The sequence below is a fragment of the Flavobacterium sp. ST-158 genome (genome assembly GCF_058309975.1).
Genome location: NZ_JBZEEN010000001.1, coordinates 626,867 through 650,289 on the forward strand (window position 1 = coordinate 626,867; position 23,423 = coordinate 650,289).

General features: G+C 34.1%; 26 protein-coding genes. 11 read left to right on the forward strand and 15 right to left on the reverse strand.

Going from position 1 to position 23,423, the window contains the following annotated elements:
* Positions 1-93: 93 nt before the first annotated feature.
* From AC4FRF_RS02635 to gdhA, 5 genes are all read right to left on the reverse strand, one after another.
* Positions 94-1,551 carry a P-loop ATPase, Sll1717 family gene (locus AC4FRF_RS02635; RefSeq protein ID WP_491157896.1) on the reverse strand — a complete coding sequence of 486 codons (1,458 nt, stop codon included), beginning with the start codon at positions 1,549-1,551 and terminating at the stop codon, positions 94-96.
* 151 nt (positions 1,552-1,702) lie between these two features.
* Entirely contained in the window at positions 1,703-2,056 is a 354-nt protein-coding gene (locus AC4FRF_RS02640; protein ID WP_491157897.1) for a transcriptional regulator, read from the reverse strand.
* A 503-nt stretch (positions 2,057-2,559) separates the two neighbouring features.
* A complete protein-coding gene (locus tag AC4FRF_RS02645; RefSeq protein ID WP_491157898.1) occupies positions 2,560-3,060 on the reverse strand; it encodes a hypothetical protein in 501 nt (166 codons plus the stop codon).
* Positions 3,061-3,500: 440 nt separating this feature from the next.
* Positions 3,501-4,214, reverse strand: a complete 714-nt coding sequence (gene recO, locus AC4FRF_RS02650) for a DNA repair protein RecO (protein WP_491157899.1) — start codon at positions 4,212-4,214, stop codon at positions 3,501-3,503.
* A 148-nt stretch (positions 4,215-4,362) separates the two neighbouring features.
* The gene (gene gdhA, locus AC4FRF_RS02655; RefSeq protein ID WP_491157900.1) at positions 4,363-5,706 is read right to left on the reverse strand and encodes an NADP-specific glutamate dehydrogenase; all 1,344 of its coding nucleotides are present in this window, start codon (positions 5,704-5,706) and stop codon (positions 4,363-4,365) included.
* Between the two features lie 236 nt (positions 5,707-5,942).
* Between gdhA and AC4FRF_RS02660 the strand changes: the two genes are divergently transcribed.
* Together AC4FRF_RS02660 and AC4FRF_RS02665 are read left to right on the forward strand one after the other, a co-directional pair.
* Positions 5,943-6,755 (forward strand): THC0290_0291 family protein, encoded by an 813-nt coding sequence (locus AC4FRF_RS02660; protein WP_491157901.1) that lies wholly within the window; start codon positions 5,943-5,945, stop codon positions 6,753-6,755.
* A 177-nt stretch (positions 6,756-6,932) separates the two neighbouring features.
* Positions 6,933-7,673: a DUF3298 and DUF4163 domain-containing protein gene (locus tag AC4FRF_RS02665; RefSeq protein WP_491157902.1), complete on the forward strand. Its 741-nt coding sequence runs from the start codon at positions 6,933-6,935 to the stop codon at positions 7,671-7,673.
* A gap of 56 nt (positions 7,674-7,729) precedes the next feature.
* Here AC4FRF_RS02665 and AC4FRF_RS02670 read toward each other — a convergent pair whose 3' ends face one another.
* Both AC4FRF_RS02670 and AC4FRF_RS02675 read right to left on the reverse strand, forming a co-directional pair.
* Positions 7,730-8,185 (reverse strand): DinB family protein, encoded by a 456-nt coding sequence (locus AC4FRF_RS02670; protein WP_491157903.1) that lies wholly within the window; start codon positions 8,183-8,185, stop codon positions 7,730-7,732.
* 45 nt (positions 8,186-8,230) lie between these two features.
* On the reverse strand, positions 8,231-8,686 hold the full coding sequence (locus tag AC4FRF_RS02675) for a DinB family protein (protein WP_491157904.1): 456 nt from the start codon (positions 8,684-8,686) through the stop codon (positions 8,231-8,233).
* 83 nt (positions 8,687-8,769) lie between these two features.
* On the opposite strand from AC4FRF_RS02675, the gene AC4FRF_RS02680 reads away from it, so the two are divergent.
* From AC4FRF_RS02680 to nadD, 5 genes are all read left to right on the forward strand, one after another.
* Positions 8,770-9,126, forward strand: a complete 357-nt coding sequence (locus AC4FRF_RS02680) for an arsenate reductase family protein (RefSeq protein ID WP_491157905.1) — start codon at positions 8,770-8,772, stop codon at positions 9,124-9,126.
* A gap of 264 nt (positions 9,127-9,390) precedes the next feature.
* Positions 9,391-10,251: a YicC/YloC family endoribonuclease gene (locus AC4FRF_RS02685; RefSeq protein ID WP_491157907.1), complete on the forward strand. Its 861-nt coding sequence runs from the start codon at positions 9,391-9,393 to the stop codon at positions 10,249-10,251.
* A gap of 78 nt (positions 10,252-10,329) precedes the next feature.
* Positions 10,330-10,902: a guanylate kinase gene (gene gmk, locus AC4FRF_RS02690; RefSeq protein ID WP_491157909.1), complete on the forward strand. Its 573-nt coding sequence runs from the start codon at positions 10,330-10,332 to the stop codon at positions 10,900-10,902.
* Between the two features lie 46 nt (positions 10,903-10,948).
* Entirely contained in the window at positions 10,949-11,314 is a 366-nt protein-coding gene (locus tag AC4FRF_RS02695) for a four helix bundle protein (RefSeq protein ID WP_491157910.1), read from the forward strand.
* Positions 11,315-11,352: 38 nt separating this feature from the next.
* Positions 11,353-11,934, forward strand: coding sequence for a nicotinate (nicotinamide) nucleotide adenylyltransferase (gene nadD / locus AC4FRF_RS02700; protein ID WP_491157911.1), 582 nt, complete (start codon positions 11,353-11,355; stop codon positions 11,932-11,934).
* Position 11,935: 1 nt separating this feature from the next.
* Here nadD and AC4FRF_RS02705 read toward each other — a convergent pair whose 3' ends face one another.
* Entirely contained in the window at positions 11,936-12,832 is an 897-nt protein-coding gene (locus tag AC4FRF_RS02705) for a LysR family transcriptional regulator (RefSeq protein ID WP_491157912.1), read from the reverse strand.
* An 88-nt stretch (positions 12,833-12,920) separates the two neighbouring features.
* Between AC4FRF_RS02705 and AC4FRF_RS02710 the strand changes: the two genes are divergently transcribed.
* The 3 genes from AC4FRF_RS02710 (at position 12,921) to AC4FRF_RS02720 (ending at position 16,194) form a co-directional block, all read left to right on the forward strand.
* Positions 12,921-13,679 carry a type 1 glutamine amidotransferase domain-containing protein gene (locus AC4FRF_RS02710; protein WP_491157913.1) on the forward strand — a complete coding sequence of 253 codons (759 nt, stop codon included), beginning with the start codon at positions 12,921-12,923 and terminating at the stop codon, positions 13,677-13,679.
* Positions 13,680-13,764: 85 nt separating this feature from the next.
* Positions 13,765-14,922, forward strand: a complete 1,158-nt coding sequence (locus AC4FRF_RS02715; RefSeq protein ID WP_491157914.1) for an iron-containing alcohol dehydrogenase — start codon at positions 13,765-13,767, stop codon at positions 14,920-14,922.
* A 276-nt stretch (positions 14,923-15,198) separates the two neighbouring features.
* The gene (locus AC4FRF_RS02720) at positions 15,199-16,194 is read left to right on the forward strand and encodes an NAD(P)H-dependent glycerol-3-phosphate dehydrogenase (RefSeq protein WP_491157916.1); all 996 of its coding nucleotides are present in this window, start codon (positions 15,199-15,201) and stop codon (positions 16,192-16,194) included.
* An 87-nt stretch (positions 16,195-16,281) separates the two neighbouring features.
* On the opposite strand, the gene AC4FRF_RS02725 is transcribed toward AC4FRF_RS02720, so the two are convergent.
* The 3 genes from AC4FRF_RS02725 to AC4FRF_RS02735 form a co-directional block, all read right to left on the reverse strand.
* Complete coding sequence (locus AC4FRF_RS02725) at positions 16,282-16,689, reverse strand: hypothetical protein (RefSeq protein ID WP_491157917.1); 408 nt, start codon at positions 16,687-16,689, stop codon at positions 16,282-16,284.
* Positions 16,690-16,778: 89 nt separating this feature from the next.
* Positions 16,779-17,798, reverse strand: a complete 1,020-nt coding sequence (gene pheS, locus AC4FRF_RS02730) for a phenylalanine--tRNA ligase subunit alpha (protein ID WP_491157918.1) — start codon at positions 17,796-17,798, stop codon at positions 16,779-16,781.
* Positions 17,799-17,911: 113 nt separating this feature from the next.
* Positions 17,912-18,268, reverse strand: coding sequence for a hypothetical protein (locus AC4FRF_RS02735; RefSeq protein WP_491157919.1), 357 nt, complete (start codon positions 18,266-18,268; stop codon positions 17,912-17,914).
* A gap of 116 nt (positions 18,269-18,384) precedes the next feature.
* On the opposite strand from AC4FRF_RS02735, the gene AC4FRF_RS02740 reads away from it, so the two are divergent.
* Positions 18,385-18,882, forward strand: coding sequence for a CvpA family protein (locus AC4FRF_RS02740; RefSeq protein ID WP_491157920.1), 498 nt, complete (start codon positions 18,385-18,387; stop codon positions 18,880-18,882).
* A 46-nt stretch (positions 18,883-18,928) separates the two neighbouring features.
* Here the strand turns inward: AC4FRF_RS02740 and AC4FRF_RS02745 are convergent, their stop codons facing one another.
* From AC4FRF_RS02745 to AC4FRF_RS02760, 4 genes are all read right to left on the reverse strand, one after another.
* Positions 18,929-19,672, reverse strand: coding sequence for a tetratricopeptide repeat protein (locus tag AC4FRF_RS02745; protein WP_491157921.1), 744 nt, complete (start codon positions 19,670-19,672; stop codon positions 18,929-18,931).
* Positions 19,673-19,694: 22 nt separating this feature from the next.
* Positions 19,695-21,446: a BatD family protein gene (locus tag AC4FRF_RS02750; protein WP_491157922.1), complete on the reverse strand. Its 1,752-nt coding sequence runs from the start codon at positions 21,444-21,446 to the stop codon at positions 19,695-19,697.
* Positions 21,447-21,536: 90 nt separating this feature from the next.
* The gene (locus tag AC4FRF_RS02755) at positions 21,537-22,310 is read right to left on the reverse strand and encodes a tetratricopeptide repeat protein (protein WP_491157923.1); all 774 of its coding nucleotides are present in this window, start codon (positions 22,308-22,310) and stop codon (positions 21,537-21,539) included.
* Between the two features lie 57 nt (positions 22,311-22,367).
* Positions 22,368-23,402 (reverse strand): VWA domain-containing protein, encoded by a 1,035-nt coding sequence (locus AC4FRF_RS02760; RefSeq protein WP_491157924.1) that lies wholly within the window; start codon positions 23,400-23,402, stop codon positions 22,368-22,370.
* Between the last annotated feature and the right edge of the window lie 21 nt (positions 23,403-23,423).

Consider the following 23,423-nt stretch of genomic DNA (forward strand, 5'->3'; position numbering starts at 1 on the left):
CTGTCTGTTAGCACTGAGCTTTATACGAAGTACAAATCTTCATTTAAGCACTGAACCCGCTTTTTTGCCAAACGCATGTTAGCAGCTGCACATTTACATTGATAGTTGTTCTCTAAGTCCAAGATGAATTACGATTACTTTATCAAAATCAAGTTCAGCTTTCGTGTCCCTATGAGACCACGTATAATATTCTTTGTTCTTAAACTTATTGAACCACTTGTTGCCAATAACATTAAATTGAAAAAAAGAAACCATAATTTTTTCTAAATCTATTCCTGGATAATGCTTTTGTTGGCGTTCAAAATAATCTTTTAAATCTTTGAATTTAAAGAAATGGTGATTATAGTTTTTTAGTAATTTGAATCCCAAATCTATTTCGTCTTGCGAAACGTGTCCAAGCATTTCATTGCGAATTTCATCAAATAGATATTCTGAATACTTTGGTTTTAGTTCCAAAAGTCCTTTCCATCCAAAATAACTTGAATGCGGATATTTTTCAATAATTAGATTAAGCAAAGTGATAACATCTCTAGGTCTAAACAAAGTTCTTTCCAAGACAAATCTAGCAGGTTCAACGCCTTTTACATCTTGAGGAAATAAGGTTTTAAAAACTTCAAAATCCGATTTTTGATTTAAGAATTGGTTTGAGCGTTTTGCCTTTTGAACAACTAAATGAACAAGAGGAGAATCAACGTTAACTCTGTCGCCCCAATTAATGTTAATTGTATTTGTTAATTTAATCTTGTTTAGGTCAGTATCATTTAATATTGAAAAAATATCTGAACGAATTAATAAGTTTACTTTTGCATCTATCCTTTTTGACAATAGCTCACAGTTTATGGAATCCGTTGTTTTAATCAAACTAATTATTGAATTCTTGTAAAAATCGTCATTTTGAAATCTATCGTCTAGTTCATCATAAATTAATGTATACTTGCTTTTGCTATTGTTGAGTAATTTTAATACAACTTTTTCTAGGTCTTCTAAATAAGTCAAGTAACTACTCTCACTGAACTTGGTTTGTTTATTTAACTCGCCACCAACTTGTAAAATTTCTTTTAGGATTGAGCCATTAATTTTTCCTCCCTTAGTTATTTCTATAATTTTCTTTGCATCTATGTCTAGTGAATAATAATTGTCTTTAAAAAATGCTTCAAGCTTTCTTTTGTTTTCGAAATCTTGGATTCCGTTATCTTCAATAATCAGTTTTGCAAAGTCTATCAAAATAATCCATCTCCAAATTGAGGTATATTCATTTGGAGAAATATCATTGGTTTTGAAGTTAATTAATTCGTGAAATCTAAAATCTTTATAAGATTTAATGTCACAAAACCATAACGGATTGTTTTCAGATTGCTTTTTTATGTACTCTGCCAATATTGTCTTTCCAGCACCTTTTCTTCCAAGAATAATATATTTTTCCGGCTTTAAAATATCTGTATAATTATTATTATAGTCTACAAAATACTTTTCAAAGTCTTGTTTATATAAAGCTTCTTTTTTGCCGTCATTTACACCTAAATAAATGTCTGAAAGTCTTAGTTGTGTCATTTGTTTATTTTTTGTCAGTTTTTTTGTGTTGCTGCTAACTTGTATATAGGCGAAACAAACCTTCGCCAATCTACCCAATTTTGGGTGTATATACGAAGGTTTGTTTCGTTTTATTTTTTTCGCTAATATATAAATAATTCTTACAAAATTACTACTTCTGTATCATTTCTCTCAAAGTTTCAAGCTGTATTTCCAGTTTCTGGATATAAGCGTTTTTCTCATCGAGTTCTTTTTTTAGGGCTTTTTCCTGTAGGGTTTCAAAACGGTACGGCAGGTATTCGCCCAACTGCGCCAAGAAATTATGTTTCAGCACCAGGCTTAGTTTCCACAAAACGGCAAATTGCAGCGAATCTTTCTTAAAATAATCCCTTAATCCTTTAGGACCTATACCCATTGCCTTAGCAATGCTGCTTTTGGTTTGGGCTTGCTGTATAATGTGGTAATGGATAAAATTCCCTATTGGAGGGTATTGTACGGCTTGTGTTGGTTTCGTGTTATCAGGCATAAGGCGCTATTTTTTAGAGGAATAGTGTCAAATATAAGCAAAATTACTATAGTATTCTTGCTTAATAGTACCTAAAAACTCCTCATAGCAAACTTAAAACATCTCTTTTAGTACTTAAAAAGTACTTGTATCCTACTTAAAAACTCCTTTTAACTACTAAAAAAGTAGCTATAACAAACCTAAAAATTCCCTTTTAGTACTTAAAAATACCCTATAACGAACCTATAAACTACTTTAAGACACTAAAAAAGTACCTATAACGAACCTAAATGGTTCTTTTTAGGCATAAAAAAAGCCCCATTTGTTCAATGGGACTGGAAATAATGGTTAGCAGCTTAACGAACCACCCCGCCTTGCAGGCACCCCTCCAGAGGAGGGGAAGTCGCGTAATTTCCCCTCCTCTGGAAAGCTTGTCCCGATTTTATTCCGGGAGGTGCCCAGAGGGCGGGGTGGCTTTTCTAGGTACGGAAACCAGCCCAGTTTAATAGCATTAATTTTTAATTTTATGCCGCTGGAGGTGCCGGAGGTGCTGTAACCGGATCACTGGAACTTTTAGTTGCAAAACGAGTTTTGAGTTTATCGACAATGCTGTCGGCACCCTGTACTCCGGCATCGGCGGCAGTCCCAAAGGATTTATACAGGCTAAGTGCTGTATTGTAGGCTTCGCTACCCGCCAGCATTTTAGTATCCTCAATGCGTTCGCACAATTGGTTCGCTAATCCCGAGATTTCGTCCATTTGGGCAAACAACGTCAGGTCGTTTTGCATAGTAGGCACCGAAATATAACCGGGAACCAGTGTAGCATTGTTTACCGCAGCACTAAGAGCATCTTCGGCAAAGGCTTTGTTGTTGACATCAATGGCGTTTAAGGACTTTCTTTCGTCAGCAGTAAGCCCCACCAGAAAAGGCAGGTTGTTTAAAATGGTTTGAAAAGCAGCTTTTACTGCTGTTAATTGCGCTGCGGTAGCCGTAGCGTTCACACGGTTGTTGAGTAAATTTGACATAAAATAATAGTTTAAAAAAGTTGGTAATAAGTAAGATTATACTCCCAAAGCTACGCTATTATTCTTTTAGTTTGTAGTTTTTTACTTCTTTTTTTTAAATTTTATTATAAGTGATATATTACGGATAGGGTTTTGGATAATTAGCTTTGTCAATAGCGTCTGGCTTTAGCCAGATGATTTGAATTATTAAAACAGAAAAGGCTTTAGCCAAAATCTAAATCAAGATTTGGCTAAAGCCTTTGGGATGTTTTAATTTGTAAACCAATTGATACTTTTAAGATTGATTAATAAAAAGATTCGTGTTTTAAAACTCTGTAAGGGTTGACTATGAAGCTATTCTAATTGAATATTTAAAAATAATCTGGATCATCCGTTACAATCAGTTCCGATGGCTATCAGGATTGTGTAACATCCTCAATTATTAGGTCAGTTAGAAAATTTTAAGCAAAAACCTCTTTTAAAACCTCTAATGATTTGGGTCTTTTAAAACCATCGAGATGATATGCGTAGTAGTCAATCAGAATTTTCAAAAGGATCTGCCTTTCGATCACATGAAACACTTTTTGATTGTTATCCAATTTCAATGCAATCAGTTTTTTGAGTAATTGGGTTTCGTGTTCGCTCAGAGAACCTAGAGCATGAAAGGGCGTAAAAACACCTTCGTTCATTTCGAAGAAAGGCATATCCGTATCGGAAGTATCAGGATAAAAACCAAAATACTTGGTCATTTCGAGCATTAAAATCAGATGAAAATTAGCCATATCATCATGTTCGTCCAGCCAATGCAAAGCCGCTTCCAGAAACTCAAAAAGGGATTCGTTTTTTTCCTCTTCATGTATCGAATGATGCAAAATTTCAGAAAGAAACAGCACAATGGTACTCTTGTAAATATCGGAATGTATCGACTGAAACGGTGCGGCAATTTTAATTTCTTTAAAATGCTCTAAAGTTCCTTTGTTCTTGTGTGTGGCTTCGATTTCCAAGATGCTCATTGGTTGAAAATAAGCCATTTTTTGATTGCTCTTTCTATTCGAAAAAGCATCCCGGACAAAGTATGATTTCAATCCGTGCGACAACGTAAAGCACTTTACAATCAAGCTTTTTTCCTGGTATTTTAAAGCCGAAATAACAATTGCTTTGGTTTTAATTTGCATGGATTTTGATTTTTTGCGAAGATAGTTAAAAGTCCTTAGCTTTATAAAAAAGTCCCTAGTCCTTAGTCCTTAGCAAAACACTAAAGAACTAACTAAAACTAAGGACTAAGGACTATGTACTAAGGACTATGTACTAAGGACTAAAAAACTAAACTACTCCCTGAGCCAGCATCGCATCGGCTACTTTTACAAAACCAGCAATATTAGCCCCTTTTACATAATCTACATAGCCATCGGCATCGGCACCATATTTCACACAAGCCGCGTGAATATTAAGCATTATCCCTTTTAGTTTTTCATCCACTTCCTCGGCAGTCCAACTCATTCGCAAGGAATTTTGAGACATTTCTAAACCAGAAGTCGCAACTCCACCTGCATTAGAAGCTTTTCCGGGAGAAAATAATATTTTAGCCTTATGAAAAATAGTCAATGCTTCATAAGTAGAAGGCATATTAGCTCCTTCGGCAACACAAATGCACCCATTATCAACCAGATTTTGAGCACTTTGAGCATCTAATTCGTTCTGAGTTGCGCAAGGCAAAGCAATGTCACATTTTTGCTCCCAAGATTTTGCCCCTTCATAATAAACAGCATTAGGATATTTGTCTACATAGTCACTAATTCGAGTTCGCAATTCATTTTTCAAATACATGATATGCGCTAACTTTTCGGCATCAATTCCATCAGCATCATAAATATAACCCCCGGAATCCGACATCGTAATTACTTTTGCTCCTAATTGAGTGGCTTTTTCCACCGCATATTGAGCTACGTTTCCAGAACCCGAAACTGCTACAATTTTATCTTTAAAATCGTTTCCTTTAGTGGCCAACATACTTTGGGCAAAATAGACTACCCCATATCCTGTAGCTTCAGGACGAATTAACGAACCTCCAAAAGACACTCCTTTACCGGTTAAAACTCCGGTAAATTCATTTCTGATTTTTTTATACTGTCCAAATAAATAGCCTACTTCTCTGGCTCCTACACCAAGATCTCCGGCAGGAACATCGGTATCAGCACCAATATATTTACACAATTCAGTCATAAAGGCTTGACAAAAACGCATTACTTCATTTTCCGATTTCCCTTTAGGATCAAAATCAGAACCTCCTTTTCCTCCGCCCATAGGCAAAGTAGTCAAACTGTTTTTAAAGGTTTGTTCGAATGCTAAAAACTTCAACACACTCAAATTCACCGAAGGATGAAACCGAAGGCCTCCTTTATACGGGCCAATTGCCGAATTCATTTGAACACGGAATCCTCTATTGATCTGAATTTGTCCTTTATCGTCAATCCAAGCCACCCGAAAAACAATAGTTCGCTCAGCTTCTACCATTCGTTCCAACAGCATTTTGTTACGGTATTTTTCATTCTCTTCGATAAATGGAATTATCGTCTCGGCGACTTCTAAAACCGCTTGAAGAAATTCAGGTTCGTTGGGATTTTTAAGCGTAACCCCATTCATAAATTTTTGGATAGCTTGAGACATGATACTTTAGATTTTTAAGTTTTAAGAACATTTTACTCCTCTTACAAATATACATTTTATAAAGCGAGACTTTGTAAAAAATATATAAAACAGAACAGAATTATCTTATATAAAATTAAAAAATAAATATCAAAAAGCGGTGTTTTCTAATCGAAATTCGTTTTAATTAGTTTAGAATTATCTTAATAGATGAATGATGTTTTTTATATCTTTGTCCAGACCCGAATACTAATAAGATGCTCAGCAATAATTGGCTAACCGTATTAATCGTTTTTATTTTACTTGGAATTTCAAGTACATCTAACGCGCAATTTGGTTTTTCACATGAAATTGGAGCTATAGCCGGTCCTGTAGCTTTTCAATCTGATTACGGAGAGCGCCACGACTTAAGTACTAATGCGGGAAACACCGGAATTGGGGTTGGAATTATTCATTACATCAATTTTTCCTATACTGCAGAATGTAACTGTTATACCCCCGAAACTTATTTTAACGACCACTTTAAACTAAGAAGTGAATTATCCTACAACAAAACCCATTTCGATCACTTTGGCGAATGGGTAAGTCCGGAAAGAACTTCATTACAAGCCGACCAATTAAGAGCCATGAAAGGCGAATCATCCGTAACTAATCTGGGAATGCAATTAGAATATTTTCCTTTAAGCATTAGAGATTTTACCGCAAGAATAGGAAGCTTAGGACCTTTTATTAGCCTTGGTGGGCAATTTAGTTATTACAACACCAAAGCCTATTCTACTTTGGGACCATTAGGAACTCCACTTACAACATACCCAAAATATTTAACCCCAACAGACAATCGTCAATACGGTTTTTCTACCGAAGGCGGTAGCGTTTGGTCTATTGTTTCCAGTGTAGGAACCCGATACAAATTAGCTCCTTTAAGTGATTTAATGGTCGATTTACGATTTCAATATTATTTTTCAGATTGGGTTGATGGCTTAAAACCAAATCCAAAATACTACAAAGAAAACAAGGCTAATGATTGGCTTGTTTGGTTTAATGTAGGCTACATTTATTACCTGCAATAATCGATTTCATAAAATCTGATTTTTATTTTTGCATTCAAAAGACTATCTTTAAAACCTAGGATTTTCTATCTAAGAAATCTGTTTCTGTTTACAAACACCTAAGCATTCTTTAGAAATTAATTAGCCTGTGCAGTTACATATATTAATGATGACGCTAAAGGCAGAAAAAAAACACCTATGAAATACATCTTATTTTCACTTTTACTATTACTATCTACAAGCTGTTCAAAAGAAGTGAATTTTGAGAATCAATCTTTTGAAAAAACAACATCGGTAGACTGTACTGATAATTGCCCTAGCATCCAATTAGAAATTCCTATTGCAAAAAACAATAACATTGCTTCCGACAGCATTAACAAAGCCATATTTACCACTGTAAAATCGATTGTAGATTTTGGAGACAAACCTAATACATCCTCTAATTACGAGGAATTAACTACTTCTTTTATTCAAGCTTATGAAAAACTAAAAAAAGACTTCCCTAACGACCATTTTGGTTGGGAAGCTAAAATTGAAGGAGATGTAAAATACAGTTCGGAAGCTATTTTAAATATAGAAATCAATCATTACACTTTTACCGGTGGCGCACACGGCTATGCTGGTTTGCGTTCTTTAATTTTTGACCCAAAAACTGGAAAACAAATTGCCAACGAAAATTTATTTAAAAACTGGAATATTTTTAAGGTTTTAGCCGAAGCCAAATTTAGAAGCAAATTTAAAATCCCAACTGACAAACCAATAAACAGCACAGGATATTTATTTGACAACGATGTGTTTCAAGTTGCCCAAAACCTATTTTTTACCAACGATGGTATTCTACTTCACTACAATCCTTATGAAATTGCCGCTTATGTAGAAGGTCCAAAAGAATTATTAATACCTTATAAAGAAATCAATGATTTTTTAAAATTAAAATAAAAAAAGAGCTTCTGTACAGAAGCTCTTTTTGTAACTATAAATTTATCTTTACTAAATTACACCAGTTTTCTAATGGCCATAATAACTCCAATATGAAGTCCTTCATGGAAATTATTAAACTGCATCGAATCATGATTGTTCTTTAACACAAATCCTGTAGATGTTGGATACTCATTAAAATTTTGAAACAAATTAGCATCAATATCTTTTTCGGTTTGTTCCAACGTTTTATGCAATAAAGACAAAATCTCATCTACTTCTTCTTGAGTTGCCTGATGTTCAGTTTTAGTTCCTTTCCTATATTTTTCAACTAAATCATCGGAAATCATCATAGGCAAACCTGCTAATTTATAAACCAATAATTGTTGCGTAACTATAATATGAGCAACGTTCCAAATCAAATTATTATTAAATCCTTCAGGAACTTTGTTCAGTTGCTCTAAAGTATATCCTTGAATCAATTTAGAAACCATGTTTCTACTGGTTTTAGTAATCTCTAAAAGTTCTTTCATTGCATTGAATTTATAAAATTTGGCGTAAAAATACTGTTTTTTAAACTAAATAAACTTTCTAATTGTCATCATAATCCCAATATGAAGCCCTTCATGAAAATTATTATACACTATAGCTTCTTCAACATTTTTCAAATTAAAACCTATCGATGTAGTGTATTCATTATAACTTTCGAAAATCTTCTTATCATAATCAGCAGTGGTTTTATGGATGGTATTCAAAAGTAACTTTTTAATTTCATCTACTTCTTCTTGAGTTGCATCGCTTTCTGGCCTAGATCCGTTCTTATATTGCTCCACCATTTCATCAGAAATTAGCATTGGCAATCCTGATAACTTATACACTAAAACTTGTTGCGCCACAATAATGTGTCCAAAATTCCAAATCAAATTATTATTAAATCCAGTCGGAATTTTATTTAATTGTTCCAAACTATAATTTTGAATCATTTCTAAAATCATATTTCTGGACTTTATTGTAGTTTCAAATACTTGCTGCATGACAAACAGAATTTAAAAATTTTGCATAAAATTAAGGATTTAACGTCTTAAATGATTTTTCTTTGCATAAAGAAATTATAATTATGACTAATAAAATATACTATCTCGCTTCTTGTGACACTTGTAGAAAAATCATCAAATCATTACCTAAAGACAACAATTTGGTTTTTCATGACATCAAGCAAGACCCAATTACCGAGGCAGAATTAGAAGAAATGTACCAACTTTCGGGAAGTTATGAAGCGCTTTTTAGCAAAAAAGCACAGTTGTACAAATCGATGGGATTAAAAGACAAAAACTTAACCGAAGCTGATTTTAAAAAATACATCTTAGAACATTACACCTTCCTGAGCCGCCCCGTTTTTATTATTGATGGCAAAATTTACATTGGCAACAGCCAGCAAAACATACTGCAAGTAATGAAAGCATTGGAAAAATAATCCTTTTAAGCACTGCCGACACAGTTTTGCTTAAAAAAAAGTTAGCCACAAATACACCAATTATCATTTGTTTTTACCAGAATTTAAATCGAATTTCACCAATTCTATTATTTTTAATGATTCGTGTAAATAAAAAATAGTAATAATTAGTGTGTTTTGTGTAATTCGTGGCGAAAACTTTTAAAGCGAATGTCTTACACTGCTGACTGAACACAGACTACTGAATACTTTTTTAGTATCTTTGACCACTTTTTAGAAAATGATATGATACAATCCATGACCGGTTTTGGTAAAGCCACTTTGCAATTACCAACCAAAAAAATAACAGTCGAAGTAAAATCCTTAAATAGTAAAGGACTTGATTTAAATGTCCGAATGCCTTCGCTTTATCGCGAAATGGAATTGGGTTTGCGTACGCAAATAGCTGCTGCACTAGAACGTGGAAAAGTAGATTTTTCTATTTATATCGAAAGTACTGCTGAGCAAACTTCGACAAAAGTAAATGTACCTATCGTAAAAGCTTATATCAGTCAATTAAGAGAAGTCTATGCAGATGCCGACGAAACTGAATTGATGAAAATGGCTGTTCGTATGCCGGACACCATGAAAGTGGAAAGAGAGGAAATCGATGAAAACGAGTGGGTACAGATAAAAAACGTTATCAACGAAAGTTTAAATAATATTCTTTCTTTTAGAAAAGACGAAGGTGAGTCATTAGAAAAAGAATTCCAATTACGCATCAGCAATATCCGTCAATTCATGAATGATGCTTTAGCTTTAGATCCAGAACGCGTTCAAGCCATCAAAGACCGCTTGCAAACTGCCATTGATGAGTTAAAAGTAAATGTTGACGAAAACCGTTTTGAACAGGAATTAATCTATTATTTGGAAAAATTAGACATCACTGAGGAAAAAGTGCGTTTAACCAATCATTTGGATTATTTCTTAGAAACCATCAAAGGAACAGAAGCCAATGGTAGAAAATTAGGTTTCATCACCCAAGAAATGGGACGCGAAATCAACACTATGGGCTCTAAATCCAATCACGCGCAAATGCAAAAATTAGTCGTGATGATGAAAGACGAATTAGAGAAAATTAAAGAGCAAGTGCTTAATGTATTATAAGAGTAAATAGTCCCTAGTCCTTAGTCTTTGAGTGAAAAAGGACTAGGCACTAAGGACTTTGGACTAATCACTAAAAAAATGAAAAAAGGAAAATTAATCGTATTCTCGGCGCCATCAGGTTCTGGAAAAACAACTATAGTTAGGCATTTATTGAAGCAACCAGAATTAAATCTGGAATTTTCAATTTCGGCCGCTACTCGCCAACCCAGAGGCGAAGAAGTAAATGGCAAGGATTATTATTTTATCTCTTTAGACGAATTTAAAAACCACATCAAAAACGAAGATTTCGTTGAATGGGAAGAAGTTTACAGAGATAACTTTTACGGCACTTTAAAAAGCGAAGTAGAACGCATTTGGGCTTTGGGAAAAAACGTGATTTTTGATATTGATGTTGCAGGAGGATTGCGTATCAAGCATAAATTTCCGGAAGAAACTTTGGCCGTTTTTGTAAAACCACCAAGTGTGGACGAACTAAAACGCCGACTAAAAGAACGCTCCACCGAAAGTGAAGATAAAATCAATATGCGTATTGCCAAAGCACATGTTGAACTGGCTACCGCTCCGCAATTTGATGTAATTATTAAAAATTATGATTTAGAAGTAGCTCTGAAAGAAGCGACTGAACTAGTTAGGGATTTTGTTAATAAATAGTCCTTAGTAGTTAGTAAATAGTCCTTAGCATTAAAAACAATAAATTATGAGTGGGGTTAAATCATACAAAGAATTATTAATTTGGCAAAAGGGCATCAAAATTGTAGTTTTGATTTACAAACTCACAAAAGATTTTCCAAAAGAAGAAATTTATGCTTTAACGAGTCAATTAAAAAGAGCTAGTGTATCAATCCCTTCAAATATTGCAGAAGGATTTGGACGACAAACAGATAAATCATTTAATCATTTTTTAAATATTGCCAGAGGTTCATTAAATGAAATAGAAACACAACTCATTATTGCAAAAGAATTAGATTTTGTAATTGATGATAATTTATTTAATGAGATTCTGTTTTTAATAGAGGAAGAAAGTAAAATGATCAATGCCTTCTCTAAAAACTTAAAAGACTAAAAACTTAGGACTAGGGACTAACTACTAAGGACTAGAAAATGAAAATCGGACTGTATTTCGGCACCTTCAACCCCATTCATGTTGGGCATCTCATCATTGCCAATCACATGGCGGAGCATGCCGATTTGGATCAGGTGTGGATGGTGGTTACTCCGCACAATCCGTTGAAGAAAAAAAGCACTTTGCTTGATGATTACCACCGTTTACAAATGGTTTATTTAGCTACCGAAGACTATCCAAAACTCAAACCTTCGGATATTGAATTCAAACTTTCACAGCCCAATTATACAGTAAACACCTTAGTTCATCTGGAAGAAAAATATCCAAATCATGAATTCTCATTGATCATGGGCGAAGACAATCTGAAATCCTTGCACAAATGGAAAAATTACGAAGCCATTCTGGCACATCATGATATTTATGTGTACCCGCGTATTTCTTCTGAAACCGAAAATTTGGAACTAAAAAATCATGCTAAAATTCACCTGATTGATGCTCCGGTTGTTGAAATATCTTCGACTACTATCCGAAAAAATATCAAATTAGGTAAAAACATACGTCCATTATTACCTCCAAAAGTTTGGGAATATATCGATCATAATTTGTTTTACAAGAAATAAATCAGGCCAACAGCTCTTTCAAACAAACTTCAATATCCTGAGCAGCCGAATTAATTCCTGTATTCTTTGCCGACAAAAGATACACCGCCGTAGCCGGCATTTGATTCGTTTCCCAAAGTAATTGCAATTTATTTTCTTGGATAAATGATTTTGCATTACAATTCCAGGTTACAGCAACACCAGAATTTTTAGAAAGCACTTCCAGCATTTCATATTCTGAAGGAATTATATAATTGGGAACCATGGACGGTCTTTTTTTATTAAAAACGTGCAACCAGAATAATTTAATATGCGGAATTCCGGAATCATGACTGTACCATTTTTGATCATTCAACCAATTTTCAGTTGTTTCATAATCGTTTTTCCTAATGGCAGTTTGCAATAGACTAGCATCAATATTAGTGGAACCAACAATAACTTGACGAATAACTCCTAATTCTTTTTGTAAAGTATCAAAGGTGTCATACTTTTTAGTCACAATAGCAAAATCGAGTTTTTTAGCATTTACCAATTCAAAAAGCGAGTCATTCTCTTGAAAACTAAAATCAATATAATCGAATTTAGCAATCAAAAAACTACCAATACTGCTAAACAAATGTTTAGAAATTCCCACCGTAATCAAACGATTAGCATCAAATGCTTTAGAACGAAAACCATTTTCTACATTTTCTAATCGGTCTAAGGCTTCAATGATAAGGTTATTGAGTAACTTAGCATATTCTGTGGGTTCAACTCCTTTTGATTTTCTGTTGAACAATTTATACCCCACATGCGCTTCCAACATTGAAATTTGTTGACTCACTGCTGGCTGGCTAATAAACAACTCTTTGGCAGCCAAAGAAAAATTTCCGTTTTTATATACCGATTTAAAAGTTCGGTACCATTCTAAATTCACCATGATATAAATAAATTTATCACAAACATAATTTAAATTATTTTTACTGATAACATATACAGCCTAAATTTGTAACAACGAAAAATCAAATATGAAAAGAACAGCATTATTGACCCTTATAATTTTAACTGCTAGTTGTATTGCTACAACAGCACAAAATAAAGAACAGATGAAAAAAGTATTATTTGTTGTTACTAGTCATTCTAAACTAGGAAACACAGGAGAAAAAACAGGCTTTTGGACCGAAGAACTGGCTGCGCCCTATTATGAATTAGTCGATAAAGGTGTTCAAATTGATATTGCCACTCCACTAGGCGGACAACCGCCAATAGACCCTAGAAGTTCCGATCCGGCATCGGCAACCGAAGACACCAAACGATTTGATGCCGACACTGAATTGTTAGCCAAACTAAAACACACCTTAAAACTCGCCGATGTAAAACAAGACGATTATGATGCTGTTTTTTATCCAGGCGGACACGGACCATTATGGGATTTAACTAAAGACCAACATTCCATCGATTTAATCGAGTCTTTTTATACCCACAACAAGCCCGTAGCTTTTGTTTGTCATGCTCCAGCTGTTCTTAAAGATGTGAAGATAAAAGGCGAGTATTTAGTAAAAGATAAAAAAGTAACTGGATTTTCGAACTCAGAAGAAGCAGCGGTAGGATTGACGAATGTAGTCCCATTTTTATTAGAAGAAGTACTCCAAGCTAATGGCGGAATTTATTCCAAAACCGAAAATTGGCATCCTTACGCCGTTGAAGATGGCCTACTAATCACTGGTCAAAATCCGGCTTCGTCAAAACTGGTAGCTCAAAAATTATTAGAACAATTAAATAAATAAGATGCTAAATCTCTAAATAGCTAAGAAGTTCAGATTTAAATAACTTAGCTACTTAAAATCTTAATATCTCATAAACTTAAAAAACATGTTAAACTTCGAATTATATAATCCAACCAAACTGGTTTTTGGAAAAGGACAAATAGAAAAATTATCAGAATTAATTCCTCAAGGCGCTAAAATTTTATTGGCTTATGGAGGTGGAAGCATTTTTAAAAACGGAATTCACCAACAAGTAATTGACAATCTTAAAGGATTTGAAATTGTAGAATTTGGTGGAATTGAACCCAATCCGCATTTTGAAACATTGATGAAAGCCGTTGAAGTAATAAAAAAAGAAAAAATCAATTTCATTCTGGCTGTAGGTGGCGGATCAGTAATTGATGGGGTAAAATTTATTTCGGCAGCGGTTAACTTTGATGGAAATCCAATTGATATTTTGCAAAAACATATTTTAATAAAAGAAAATGCAATGCCTTTTGGAACCATTCTAACACTTCCCGCAACTGGAAGCGAAATGAATTCTGGATATGTGGTTACCATCCAAGCTACTCAGGAAAAATTGGCTTCCGGCGGAAGCGCGTTGTTTCCTCAATTCTCAATTTGCGATCCAACTGTCATTCAATCTTTACCAAAAAGGCAATTGCAAAATGGAGTAGTCGATGCTTTTACACATGTCATGGAACAATATTTAACCTATCCGCACGAAGGTTATTTACAAGATCGATTTTCCGAAGGAATTTTGCAAACCTTAATCGAAGTAGGGCCAAAAGTAGTAGAAAATCCAGCCGATTATGCATTGGCTTCTAACTTTATGTGGAGTTGTACCATGGCTTTAAACGGATTAATCCAAAAAGGCGTTCCTAATGATTGGGCAACACACATGATTGGCCATGAATTAACGGCCCTGTACGGAATCGATCATGCTAGAACATTGGCAATCATTGGTCCAAATCTTTACCGAGTTTTATTTGAAACTAAAAAAGAAAAACTGGCGCAATACGGAAAGCGTATCTTTAATTTATCTGGAACTGATGATGAGATTGCAAATGAAGCCATCAACAAAACGGTTGAATTTTTCCACACAATGGGAATAGACACCAAACTGTCTCAATACACAGAAGATTACAGCAAAACTGCCGATTTTATTGTAAACAGATTTGATGAAAGAGGCTGGAAAGCGATGGGAGAAAGACAAAATATTACTTTAGATAAAGTAAAATCAATTGTAGAAATGAGCTACTAAACACTCTTTTACAAAACAACAAAAAAGGCGTCAGGATACTATTCTTAGACGCCTTTTTAATAACACCAAAACTAAATTAACTAATTCTAATAATACTAAAAAACACAAATTACTCATTTATAGAATATTATAACGAAAACAAAATACTTTATATTGTATGAGAACATAAAAAAAGTTAAAAAATATTTTTTTTAAAAGACTAAAATCCAATTCCAAACGATTAATCTTGTTTCATTACTAGATTTTTAATTATTTTTGAATAAATTCTAAAAAAAGATGGTTCAAAATAAAAAGTTTGCAGTAATTGGTGGTGGAAGTTGGGCAACGGCTATTACAAAAATGCTCTGCGCAAATCTTGATGAAGTTTCCTGGTATATGCGTAATGAATCGGCCATTGAACACATAAACAAATACAAACACAACCCAAACTACATTAGTTCTGTTGAATTTGACACCAAAAAGCTGAAATTAACCAGCGATATCAACGAAGCTGTAGCTTACGCAGACTACGTTATTTTTGCCATTCCTTCTGCTTTTTTAGATGCCGAATTGCAAAAACTAACCGTTTCTCTCAATGACAAAATCATATTCTCGGCCATAAAAGGAATTGTTCCGGAAACCAGTTTAATTGTGGGTGAACATTTTCATTTTCAATACGACATTCCCTATTACAATATTGGAGTTATTACAGGCCCTTGCCACGCCGAAGAAGTAGCTTTAGAGCGTTTGTCTTATTTGACTATTGCTTGTGGTGATTCCGAAAAAGCTAAAACAGTTGCTCAAAATCTTAGTAGCAACTACATCAAAACCAAAATTACCGATGACATTATTGGAACGGAATATGCTGCGATGCTTAAAAACATTTATGCTATTGCAGCCGGAATTGCCCATGGTTTAGGTTATGGTGATAACTTTCAATCCGTATTGATGAGTAATGCCATTCGCGAGATGAAGAAATTCATTCGAAAAGTACACAAAATGAAACGCAACATCAATGATTCGGCTTATTTAGGTGATTTGTTGGTTACTGGATATTCGGTTTTTTCAAGAAACAGAATGTTCGGAAACATGATTGGAAAAGGCTACACCGTAAAAAGTGCCATGATGGAGATGAGTATGGTTGCTGAAGGTTATTATGCTGCTAAAAGTGCTTACAAACTCAACCAAGGCTATGGTGCTAAAACACCTATTATAGATGCCGTTCACGAAATTTTGTACGAAGGTAAAAATGCCAAGGCCGTATTTAAAAAATTGGTGGATAAACTGGATTAATGTCATTGCGAGGAACGAAGCAATCACATGACGGGAGCAATTGCAATGAGCAACTATTGAGATTGCTTCGTTCCTCGCAATGACATTTTACCTCACAATCACACCATCTACAAATAGAATTGGCACTTCTTCGGTATTGTTTTCGTTAATGGAATTGGCTTTAAAGATAAATTTCTTGTCGTATAAAGTGTTTCCAATAAAATAAGTCAGCATGAATTCATTATTCAACACTAAAAGACTTTTTTCGACCATTTCAATTTTAATAACTGAAACAGCAGGGACCTGCACAAAAGCATGACGCAAAATTGAAGTTTTCTTCATTTCGCCATCAATAGTCCCGAAAGCTTTAGAAACTACCATAGCACTTTCGATGTTAAAATCGCTGTCGTTTACTAAATAAGCATACCAAACTTTCTCCATAAAATCATCGCTCCATTCCTGAACGGCAGCAATAAATACGTTTTCTACTTCGGGGATTGTGATGTCTTTTTTCATTTTTAAAAAAGAGTCCCTAGTACTTAGTACTCAGTCCTTAGCAATATTTTAAACTAAGGACTAAGGACTACCAACTAAGGACTTATAAATTATATTATCGATTTAAATTGCTCTAAGAAACGCACATCATTTTCATAAAACATACGGATGTCTCCAATTTGATACAACAACATCGCAATACGCTCTACTCCCATTCCAAAAGCAAATCCGTTGAATTCCTCAGGATTGATACCACAGTTTTTCAAAACATTAGGATCTACCATTCCGCAACCGCCAATTTCTAACCAACCAGTTCCTTTAGTAATTCTGTAATCGGTTTCAGTTTTTAATCCCCAGTAAATGTCAATTTCTGCACTTGGCTCCGTAAATGGAAAATAAGAAGGACGCAAACGGATTTTAGATTTCCCGAACATTTCTTTGGTAAAATACAATAAGGTTTGTTTCAAATCAGCAAAAGAAACTTCTTTGTCAATGTACAATCCTTCGACTTGGTGGAAAATACAATGCGAACGCGATGAAACAGCTTCGTTACGGAAAACACGTCCCGGAGAAATCGTTCTAATAGGCGGTTTATTATTTTCCATATATCGCACCTGAACGGATGATGTATGGGTACGCAATAAAGTATCAGGATTGGTTTGGATAAAAAAGGTATCCTGCATATCACGCGCCGGATGGTATTCTGGCAAGTTCAAGGCAGTAAAGTTATGCCAATCGTCTTCAATTTCTGGACCTTCAGAAACATTGAATCCAATAGTTGAAAAGATATCGATAATTTGGTTTTTTACAATCGAAATCGGATGACGGGAACCTATGATTACAGGCTCAGCCGCACGAGTCAAATCGCCATAAATCCCTTTAGACTCTTCCTTGCTTTCTAAACTTTCTTGGATTGTTTTTACTTTTTCCTCCGCAGAAGTTTTAAGCAAATTAATCACTTGACCAAATTCCTTTTTTTGTTCGTTCGGTACATTTTTAAACTCGGCAAAAAAGTCTTTTAAAATTCCTTTACTTCCTAAAAACTTAATTCTAAACGCTTCTAATTCTGCCGTATCTTGTGTTGAAAAAGCTTGAGCTTCACCAATATATTCTTTAATCTTATCTATCATTTTGATTCAATAATTGAGAGTGCAAATTTAGTTTTTTTTTAGTGAGTAGAAAAAAGTAATTAGTGATTAGTTAAAAGAATTATCAAAGCTAATCACTAATTTCTCTTCACTAATTAATCAATTAGTTCTTTTTCTATAAAATAGGTCACAATCGCTTCTTTCATTAAAACCGATTGTTCGCCCGCCTTTAATGGCGGTAATTGTTCTTTTACTTTGTAATGTGGCCAACCGTCTTCGTCATAAAAGTCAAATTCATAAAAACCATAAGGCTCTAACAAACGACAAATGGCAATGTGCATCAGGTTTAATTTCTCATCTTTCTTGTATTCACGGTGGAATTTACCCAATTCCTGAACTCCAATTAGAAAAATAATGGCATCTAAATCTAAATCCTCGCCTTGCGAAAACTGATTAGAAAGTATATCTACGAGCCTTTCCCAACGCTCTTTAAGTTGTGTATCTCTTGACATTCTCTTTGTTATGAGTTATGAGTTATGAGTTATGAGTTCACAAAACATAAAATTATTTCGACAAAGATACCAACATAATTCTTTTATCTTTGCTCTTTATACTTTTCTATTTTACTATGAGTTTTTTGGATATTATTTTAGGCGCTTTATTAGCCTTTGCTTTGTACAAAGGAATTATAAACGGTCTTTTTATAGAGCTGGCTTCTTTTCTTTCTTTAATGGTTGGGATTTATTTTGCCGTTAAATTCTCCGTTATTACAAAAGATATCCTTTCAGAACACGTACATTGGAACCCAAATACCATTCAAATTCTTGCTTTTATCCTTACTTTTCTTTTAGTAGTAATTGGGATTCATTTTCTTGCTAAAATACTTACTGGAATTGTAGATTTTGCTTTTTTAGGATGGATCAACAAATTAGGAGGCGGATTATTTCGCGTATTAAAAACCGTTTTAATTGTGGGTATGATTTTTTCTGTTTTCGAAAAAATCAATCACAATCATTTTTTTGCTAAACAGGAAACTCTTGATAAATCTATTTTTTACAACCCAATTCAGAAAACGGCCGCTTTTATCTATCCCTCCATTGCAAAATGGTATGATGATTTGAAATAATTAGATTTCAGACCCTTGAGGCACCTGCATGCTGAAATCTAAAATCTTATTTTACCTCACGAATAGCATCACTGTCAATCCAACCTTCGATTCCATCAGTCAATTGAACTTTTTTCCAGTTATCTACTTTTTCTTTTACAAAAACCTTTGTACCCTCATGTAGTACCACAACCGCAGCTCCCATTTTTTGTGGTTCGCTTTTGACCTCGGTCATTTCGGCAAAAACAATAGCTGGTTTTTCATTAATAAAATGACTTTTTTCAAAAATTGCCGAAGAAACACTAATTACTAACAGCACTAACATAACAAACATTCCAAAGAAAAACAGCCTTTTATTGAGTGCCAATGCAGAGAAATAGTAACCTAAAAAACAAACTAAAAACAGCACTGAAAAAGCCACCGAAATCCACGCCCAAGTATTGTAATGATAATTAGCTGTAAAATCACGAAGCAGTTTAGCAAACCCAACTTTTGGCACTACTTTTATCTCATCCACGGTACGTTTTTGAGCAAATTTTAGATTATTCTGTACATCACTATCATTAGGACTTAACACCAAAGCTTTTTCATAATTGTAAATGGCTGGCGCTACCCTATTCAATTTATAATAGCAATTTCCTAAATTATAATACAATTCAGCCGATTGCTTTTTAGCTCCTAAAACCGAATTATAAGCATCAATTGCTTGTTCATATTTGCCATTTTTATACAAATCATTTCCTTTATCAAAGCCTTCTTGAGCAAAGAAAGCCTGACTTACTAACAATAATATATAAAGTATATTTTTCATATTTTTTTAAACACTAGAAACATTAAGAAAGTTGCTTTTCTAAATCAGAAATTATCATAACGGCTTTATCAAAATCTTTTTGAATACTGGCACTCGATGATGGCGCGTATCTAGCAATTTCGCAGTTTTCAGTAAGGGCAATAAATTCATTTACCGAATCAGGATTTGCATTTTTAGACAACAAAATTTCTTTGATATTATCCTTACTCATTTCTGAGGTTTCAATATGCAATTTAGCTTTCAAGAAATTATGCATGGCTTTTTCCAATGCCACATAAAATGGTTCTTTGTTGTTGATTTGCTTTTTGGCTTCTGATAAATATTTCTTAGCCAAACGATTGTTTCGCTTGATTCTATTTCCAACCACATCGCCATCAATAGCTTCTTTTTTCTTTTTTGCCAATACAATAATTGGTACTAAACCAAAAGGAATCAATAATAAACTATAAAATAAATTAGACCCTAAGAAATCATTAGAAGCAATAGGCTGTAAATTAGTAGTTAGCTTAATATATTGAAACTGCTCATTAGCGACCACCTTATTTTTAGCAACTCCTGAATTTGGAGTAGCCGCAACCGTAGGTGTTGGGCCATCAAGAACTTTGACAATAATCTCAGGAGAATTAATAGTTTTGTATTTCCCTGAAGTTAAATCAAAATAAGAAAACTGCATCGATTTGATTGGATATTCCCCTTTGTATTGTGGAATAATGGTATAACTGTCGGATATTTTTCCGGCCATCCCAGAAAGTGGCGTATTGACTTGCTCTTTATGTACTGCATCATACATTTCTAAAGCATTAGGTACTACCGGTTTTGGTAAAGTAAACAATTTTAAATTCCCTTTTCCTGCTGCACTTACCACTAAATCTAAACTTTCTCCATTTTTAAGTACGGTTTTAGTTGGTGTCACTTTAAAATCAAAGCTTCCCACAGCACCAGTAAAATCTTCTGGTTTTCCTGCTTCAGGCAATGGTTTAACATTGATTATCTTGGCACCGGCCGAAACTCTTTTATTACCTTCTTTTACTACTATTTGCCCAAACATAGTTCTACGATTCGTTGGCAATTGCACATCAATGTCCATCGAAAGTGGCTCAATAGTTAATTTCCCTGATTTTTGAGGATATAAAACGGTTTTTCTTAAAACCACATAGCGGTACTTTTCGCCTTTAAACATTCCTTCTTCGGCAACTAATTGCTTAATATCAATATTTTGACTCCAAAAATCATTGTATTTTGGTTTATTTACTTCTTGCCAACGGTCAATTCCAATATTGTAACTAAAATACAGTTTGTAAACCACCGTAATGGGTTCATTTACATAAGGATTTGTTTTAGAAATATCAGCAACTAAATAGATATTGTCATCTGCTGAAATACTAGTATCATTTGGGTCTTTAGGTTGTTCAACTGCAGCTGTAACATTAATTTTTACAGGCGTAGTTTTATACACTTGTCCATTATACTCTATCGTAGCCTGTTTAATTAGCAGACTTCCTTTACGTTCGGGCATCAAATAATACGAATAGATTTTCTCAAAAGAACTTTTCCCATTAACCCAAGATTGACTCACCTGCTGACTTGGACCTGCAACAACTCTAAAACCTTCAAAGCTAGGCTCGTCAAAATTATCTCCATCAATATTCATCACAAAATCCACACGAAGTCTTTCATTTAACCCCAATGTGTTCTTGCTCACTTTAGCCTCAAACTGTACTTGAGCCCAAAGTCCCTGAAAACATAATAGTAATAGAATTAAATATCTTTTCATTAAATTGTTTAAATAGTTTAACTGTTTATTCGTCTAATCGCTTAACTGTTTCCATAAAACAAATTAACGATTAAACAAATCAACTAAATTTTACCAATCTTTATCTGTTTGAACTGGTTTTCCTTTTACTTTATTAGCTTTTACCTTGTCCTGAACTTTCTTTTCTTCGTTGTTTACCGCATCCAAAAGATTTTTTAGACGATCTTGAGAGATCCCTCCTGGTTGTGGTTTAGGCTGCTGATTTTGATCTTGCTTATCTTTTCCGTCTTTTTTATCTTGATCCTTTTTGTCTTGATTTTTCTTGTCTTGATCCTTTTTATCTTGATCTTTTTTATCCTGATCCTTCTTGTCTTTGTTTTTATCTTTATCCTTATTCTTGTCCTTATTTTTATCTTTTTTATCCTTGTTATCTTTTGGCGGATTGTCTTTCAACATTTTTTTTGCTAATGCAAAATTATATCTGCTTTGCTCGTCATCAGGACCGTTTCGCAAAGCATTTTTATAAGCCTCGACTGCCTGAGTATAGTTTTTCTCTTTCATAAACACATTACCTAAATTGTGATAAGCTTTGTGTTTTTGAACTCTAGATTTAGCATTTTTTAATGCTTTTTCGTAAGCATATTTTGCCTCCGAAGCTTGATTTTGCTTGTAAATAGCATTACCCAAATTATATGGAGAAACCGATCTGTTTGGGAATTTTGAATTTGAAATTCTATAATCGGCTTCAGCTTCAGCATACTTACTTTGGTTGTATGCTTCATTTGCTTTAGGCAAAGTTTTATCTTTTTCCTGTGCCAATGCCACTCCCAGTCCCATCCACAGGAGTGCAAAAAAAGTAAGTCCGTATTTTATAAAATTCTTCATTTTCATTTCTTTCTGTTCTTCCTTAAAAAAGCAATGTTTTTTAAAAGGAATTTCCATTTATTTTTCGTCGTTAAACAAGTCTAACTTCTTAACCCATTTGGTCTTCTTTTCCAAAAGGAATAAATCCAGGAATAAAAGCACAAATGCAAATCCTAAAAACCATTGAAATTGCGATTGAAAATCGGCCATTTGCGTCGATTCGAATTCGGTTTTTTGAATATTATCTAAGGTTTTCTTGATATAATCAATTACCTCTTTAGTATTATTTCCGCTTACATAACCTCCTTTTGTAGCTTTAGCAATCTCTTCTAAACCAGCTTGATTCAATTTAGTTACTACAACCTCATCATTTCGGTCTCTTTTATAACTTTGAACTACACCATTGACTTTTAACGGAATGGTTCCTCCTTTTTCGGTTCCTATTCCAACAGTAATAATGCGCATGCCTTGTTTGTTTGCTTCTGCAGCCGCAGCCTGAGCTCCCTCGGAATGATCTTCACCGTCAGAAAGCATAATTACCAACTTAGACGTTTTACTCTTATCATCAAAATAGGTTCCTGACAATCTAATTGCTTCATCCAAAGATGTTCCTTGCGAGGAAACTATGTCAGTATTCATACTTTGCAAAAACATTTTAGCTACACTATAGTCCGTAGTAATTGGCAAAACTGGAAACGCACTTCCTGCATAAGCCACAATTCCTATGCGGTCATTTCCTAATTGATTGATAATTTGCGAAACGAGTTGCTTGCTTTTTTCTAATCTACTAGGCGCTACGTCTTCGCATAGCATACTTTTAGAAACGTCCATAGCAAAAACGATATCAATTCCTTCACGTTTTACCGTTTCTAATTTGGTTCCTATTTTAGGATTTACTAATCCAATAATTAAACCCAGCAAAGCCAACAAAAGTACCACCAATTTAAAAACAGGTTTAAAAACCGAACGTTCCGGACTCAATCTTTTTATAATGTCTAAATCGCCAAATTCCTTTTGTTTTCTTCTTTTCCAATACATATTGAATAAAAAAAGCAACACTACAAGAGGCAGTATAAAGAGTAAGTATAAATATTTTTTCTCGTCTAATTCCATATCTTTTTAACCACAAAGGGC

Bases quoted from the DNA above. Each gene is read 5' to 3' on its own strand.
- AC4FRF_RS02635 (WP_491157896.1), bottom strand. From the start codon at position 1,551: ATGACACAACTAAGACTTTCAGACATTTATTTAGGTGTAAATGACGGC.
- AC4FRF_RS02640 (WP_491157897.1), bottom strand. From the start codon at position 2,056: ATGCCTGATAACACGAAACCAACACAAGCCGTACAATACCCTCCAATA.
- AC4FRF_RS02645 (WP_491157898.1), bottom strand. From the start codon at position 3,060: ATGTCAAATTTACTCAACAACCGTGTGAACGCTACGGCTACCGCAGCG.
- recO (WP_491157899.1), bottom strand. From the start codon at position 4,214: ATGCAAATTAAAACCAAAGCAATTGTTATTTCGGCTTTAAAATACCAG.
- gdhA (WP_491157900.1), bottom strand. From the start codon at position 5,706: ATGTCTCAAGCTATCCAAAAATTTATGAATGGGGTTACGCTTAAAAAT.
- AC4FRF_RS02660 (WP_491157901.1), top strand. From the start codon at position 5,943: ATGCTCAGCAATAATTGGCTAACCGTATTAATCGTTTTTATTTTACTT.
- AC4FRF_RS02665 (WP_491157902.1), top strand. From the start codon at position 6,933: ATGAAATACATCTTATTTTCACTTTTACTATTACTATCTACAAGCTGT.
- AC4FRF_RS02670 (WP_491157903.1), bottom strand. From the start codon at position 8,185: ATGAAAGAACTTTTAGAGATTACTAAAACCAGTAGAAACATGGTTTCT.
- AC4FRF_RS02675 (WP_491157904.1), bottom strand. From the start codon at position 8,686: ATGCAGCAAGTATTTGAAACTACAATAAAGTCCAGAAATATGATTTTA.
- AC4FRF_RS02680 (WP_491157905.1), top strand. From the start codon at position 8,770: ATGACTAATAAAATATACTATCTCGCTTCTTGTGACACTTGTAGAAAA.
- AC4FRF_RS02685 (WP_491157907.1), top strand. From the start codon at position 9,391: ATGATACAATCCATGACCGGTTTTGGTAAAGCCACTTTGCAATTACCA.
- gmk (WP_491157909.1), top strand. From the start codon at position 10,330: ATGAAAAAAGGAAAATTAATCGTATTCTCGGCGCCATCAGGTTCTGGA.
- AC4FRF_RS02695 (WP_491157910.1), top strand. From the start codon at position 10,949: ATGAGTGGGGTTAAATCATACAAAGAATTATTAATTTGGCAAAAGGGC.
- nadD (WP_491157911.1), top strand. From the start codon at position 11,353: ATGAAAATCGGACTGTATTTCGGCACCTTCAACCCCATTCATGTTGGG.
- AC4FRF_RS02705 (WP_491157912.1), bottom strand. From the start codon at position 12,832: ATGGTGAATTTAGAATGGTACCGAACTTTTAAATCGGTATATAAAAAC.
- AC4FRF_RS02710 (WP_491157913.1), top strand. From the start codon at position 12,921: ATGAAAAGAACAGCATTATTGACCCTTATAATTTTAACTGCTAGTTGT.
- AC4FRF_RS02715 (WP_491157914.1), top strand. From the start codon at position 13,765: ATGTTAAACTTCGAATTATATAATCCAACCAAACTGGTTTTTGGAAAA.
- AC4FRF_RS02720 (WP_491157916.1), top strand. From the start codon at position 15,199: ATGGTTCAAAATAAAAAGTTTGCAGTAATTGGTGGTGGAAGTTGGGCA.
- AC4FRF_RS02725 (WP_491157917.1), bottom strand. From the start codon at position 16,689: ATGAAAAAAGACATCACAATCCCCGAAGTAGAAAACGTATTTATTGCT.
- pheS (WP_491157918.1), bottom strand. From the start codon at position 17,798: ATGATAGATAAGATTAAAGAATATATTGGTGAAGCTCAAGCTTTTTCA.
- AC4FRF_RS02735 (WP_491157919.1), bottom strand. From the start codon at position 18,268: ATGTCAAGAGATACACAACTTAAAGAGCGTTGGGAAAGGCTCGTAGAT.
- AC4FRF_RS02740 (WP_491157920.1), top strand. From the start codon at position 18,385: ATGAGTTTTTTGGATATTATTTTAGGCGCTTTATTAGCCTTTGCTTTG.
- AC4FRF_RS02745 (WP_491157921.1), bottom strand. From the start codon at position 19,672: ATGAAAAATATACTTTATATATTATTGTTAGTAAGTCAGGCTTTCTTT.
- AC4FRF_RS02750 (WP_491157922.1), bottom strand. From the start codon at position 21,446: ATGAAAAGATATTTAATTCTATTACTATTATGTTTTCAGGGACTTTGG.
- AC4FRF_RS02755 (WP_491157923.1), bottom strand. From the start codon at position 22,310: ATGAAGAATTTTATAAAATACGGACTTACTTTTTTTGCACTCCTGTGG.
- AC4FRF_RS02760 (WP_491157924.1), bottom strand. From the start codon at position 23,402: ATGGAATTAGACGAGAAAAAATATTTATACTTACTCTTTATACTGCCT.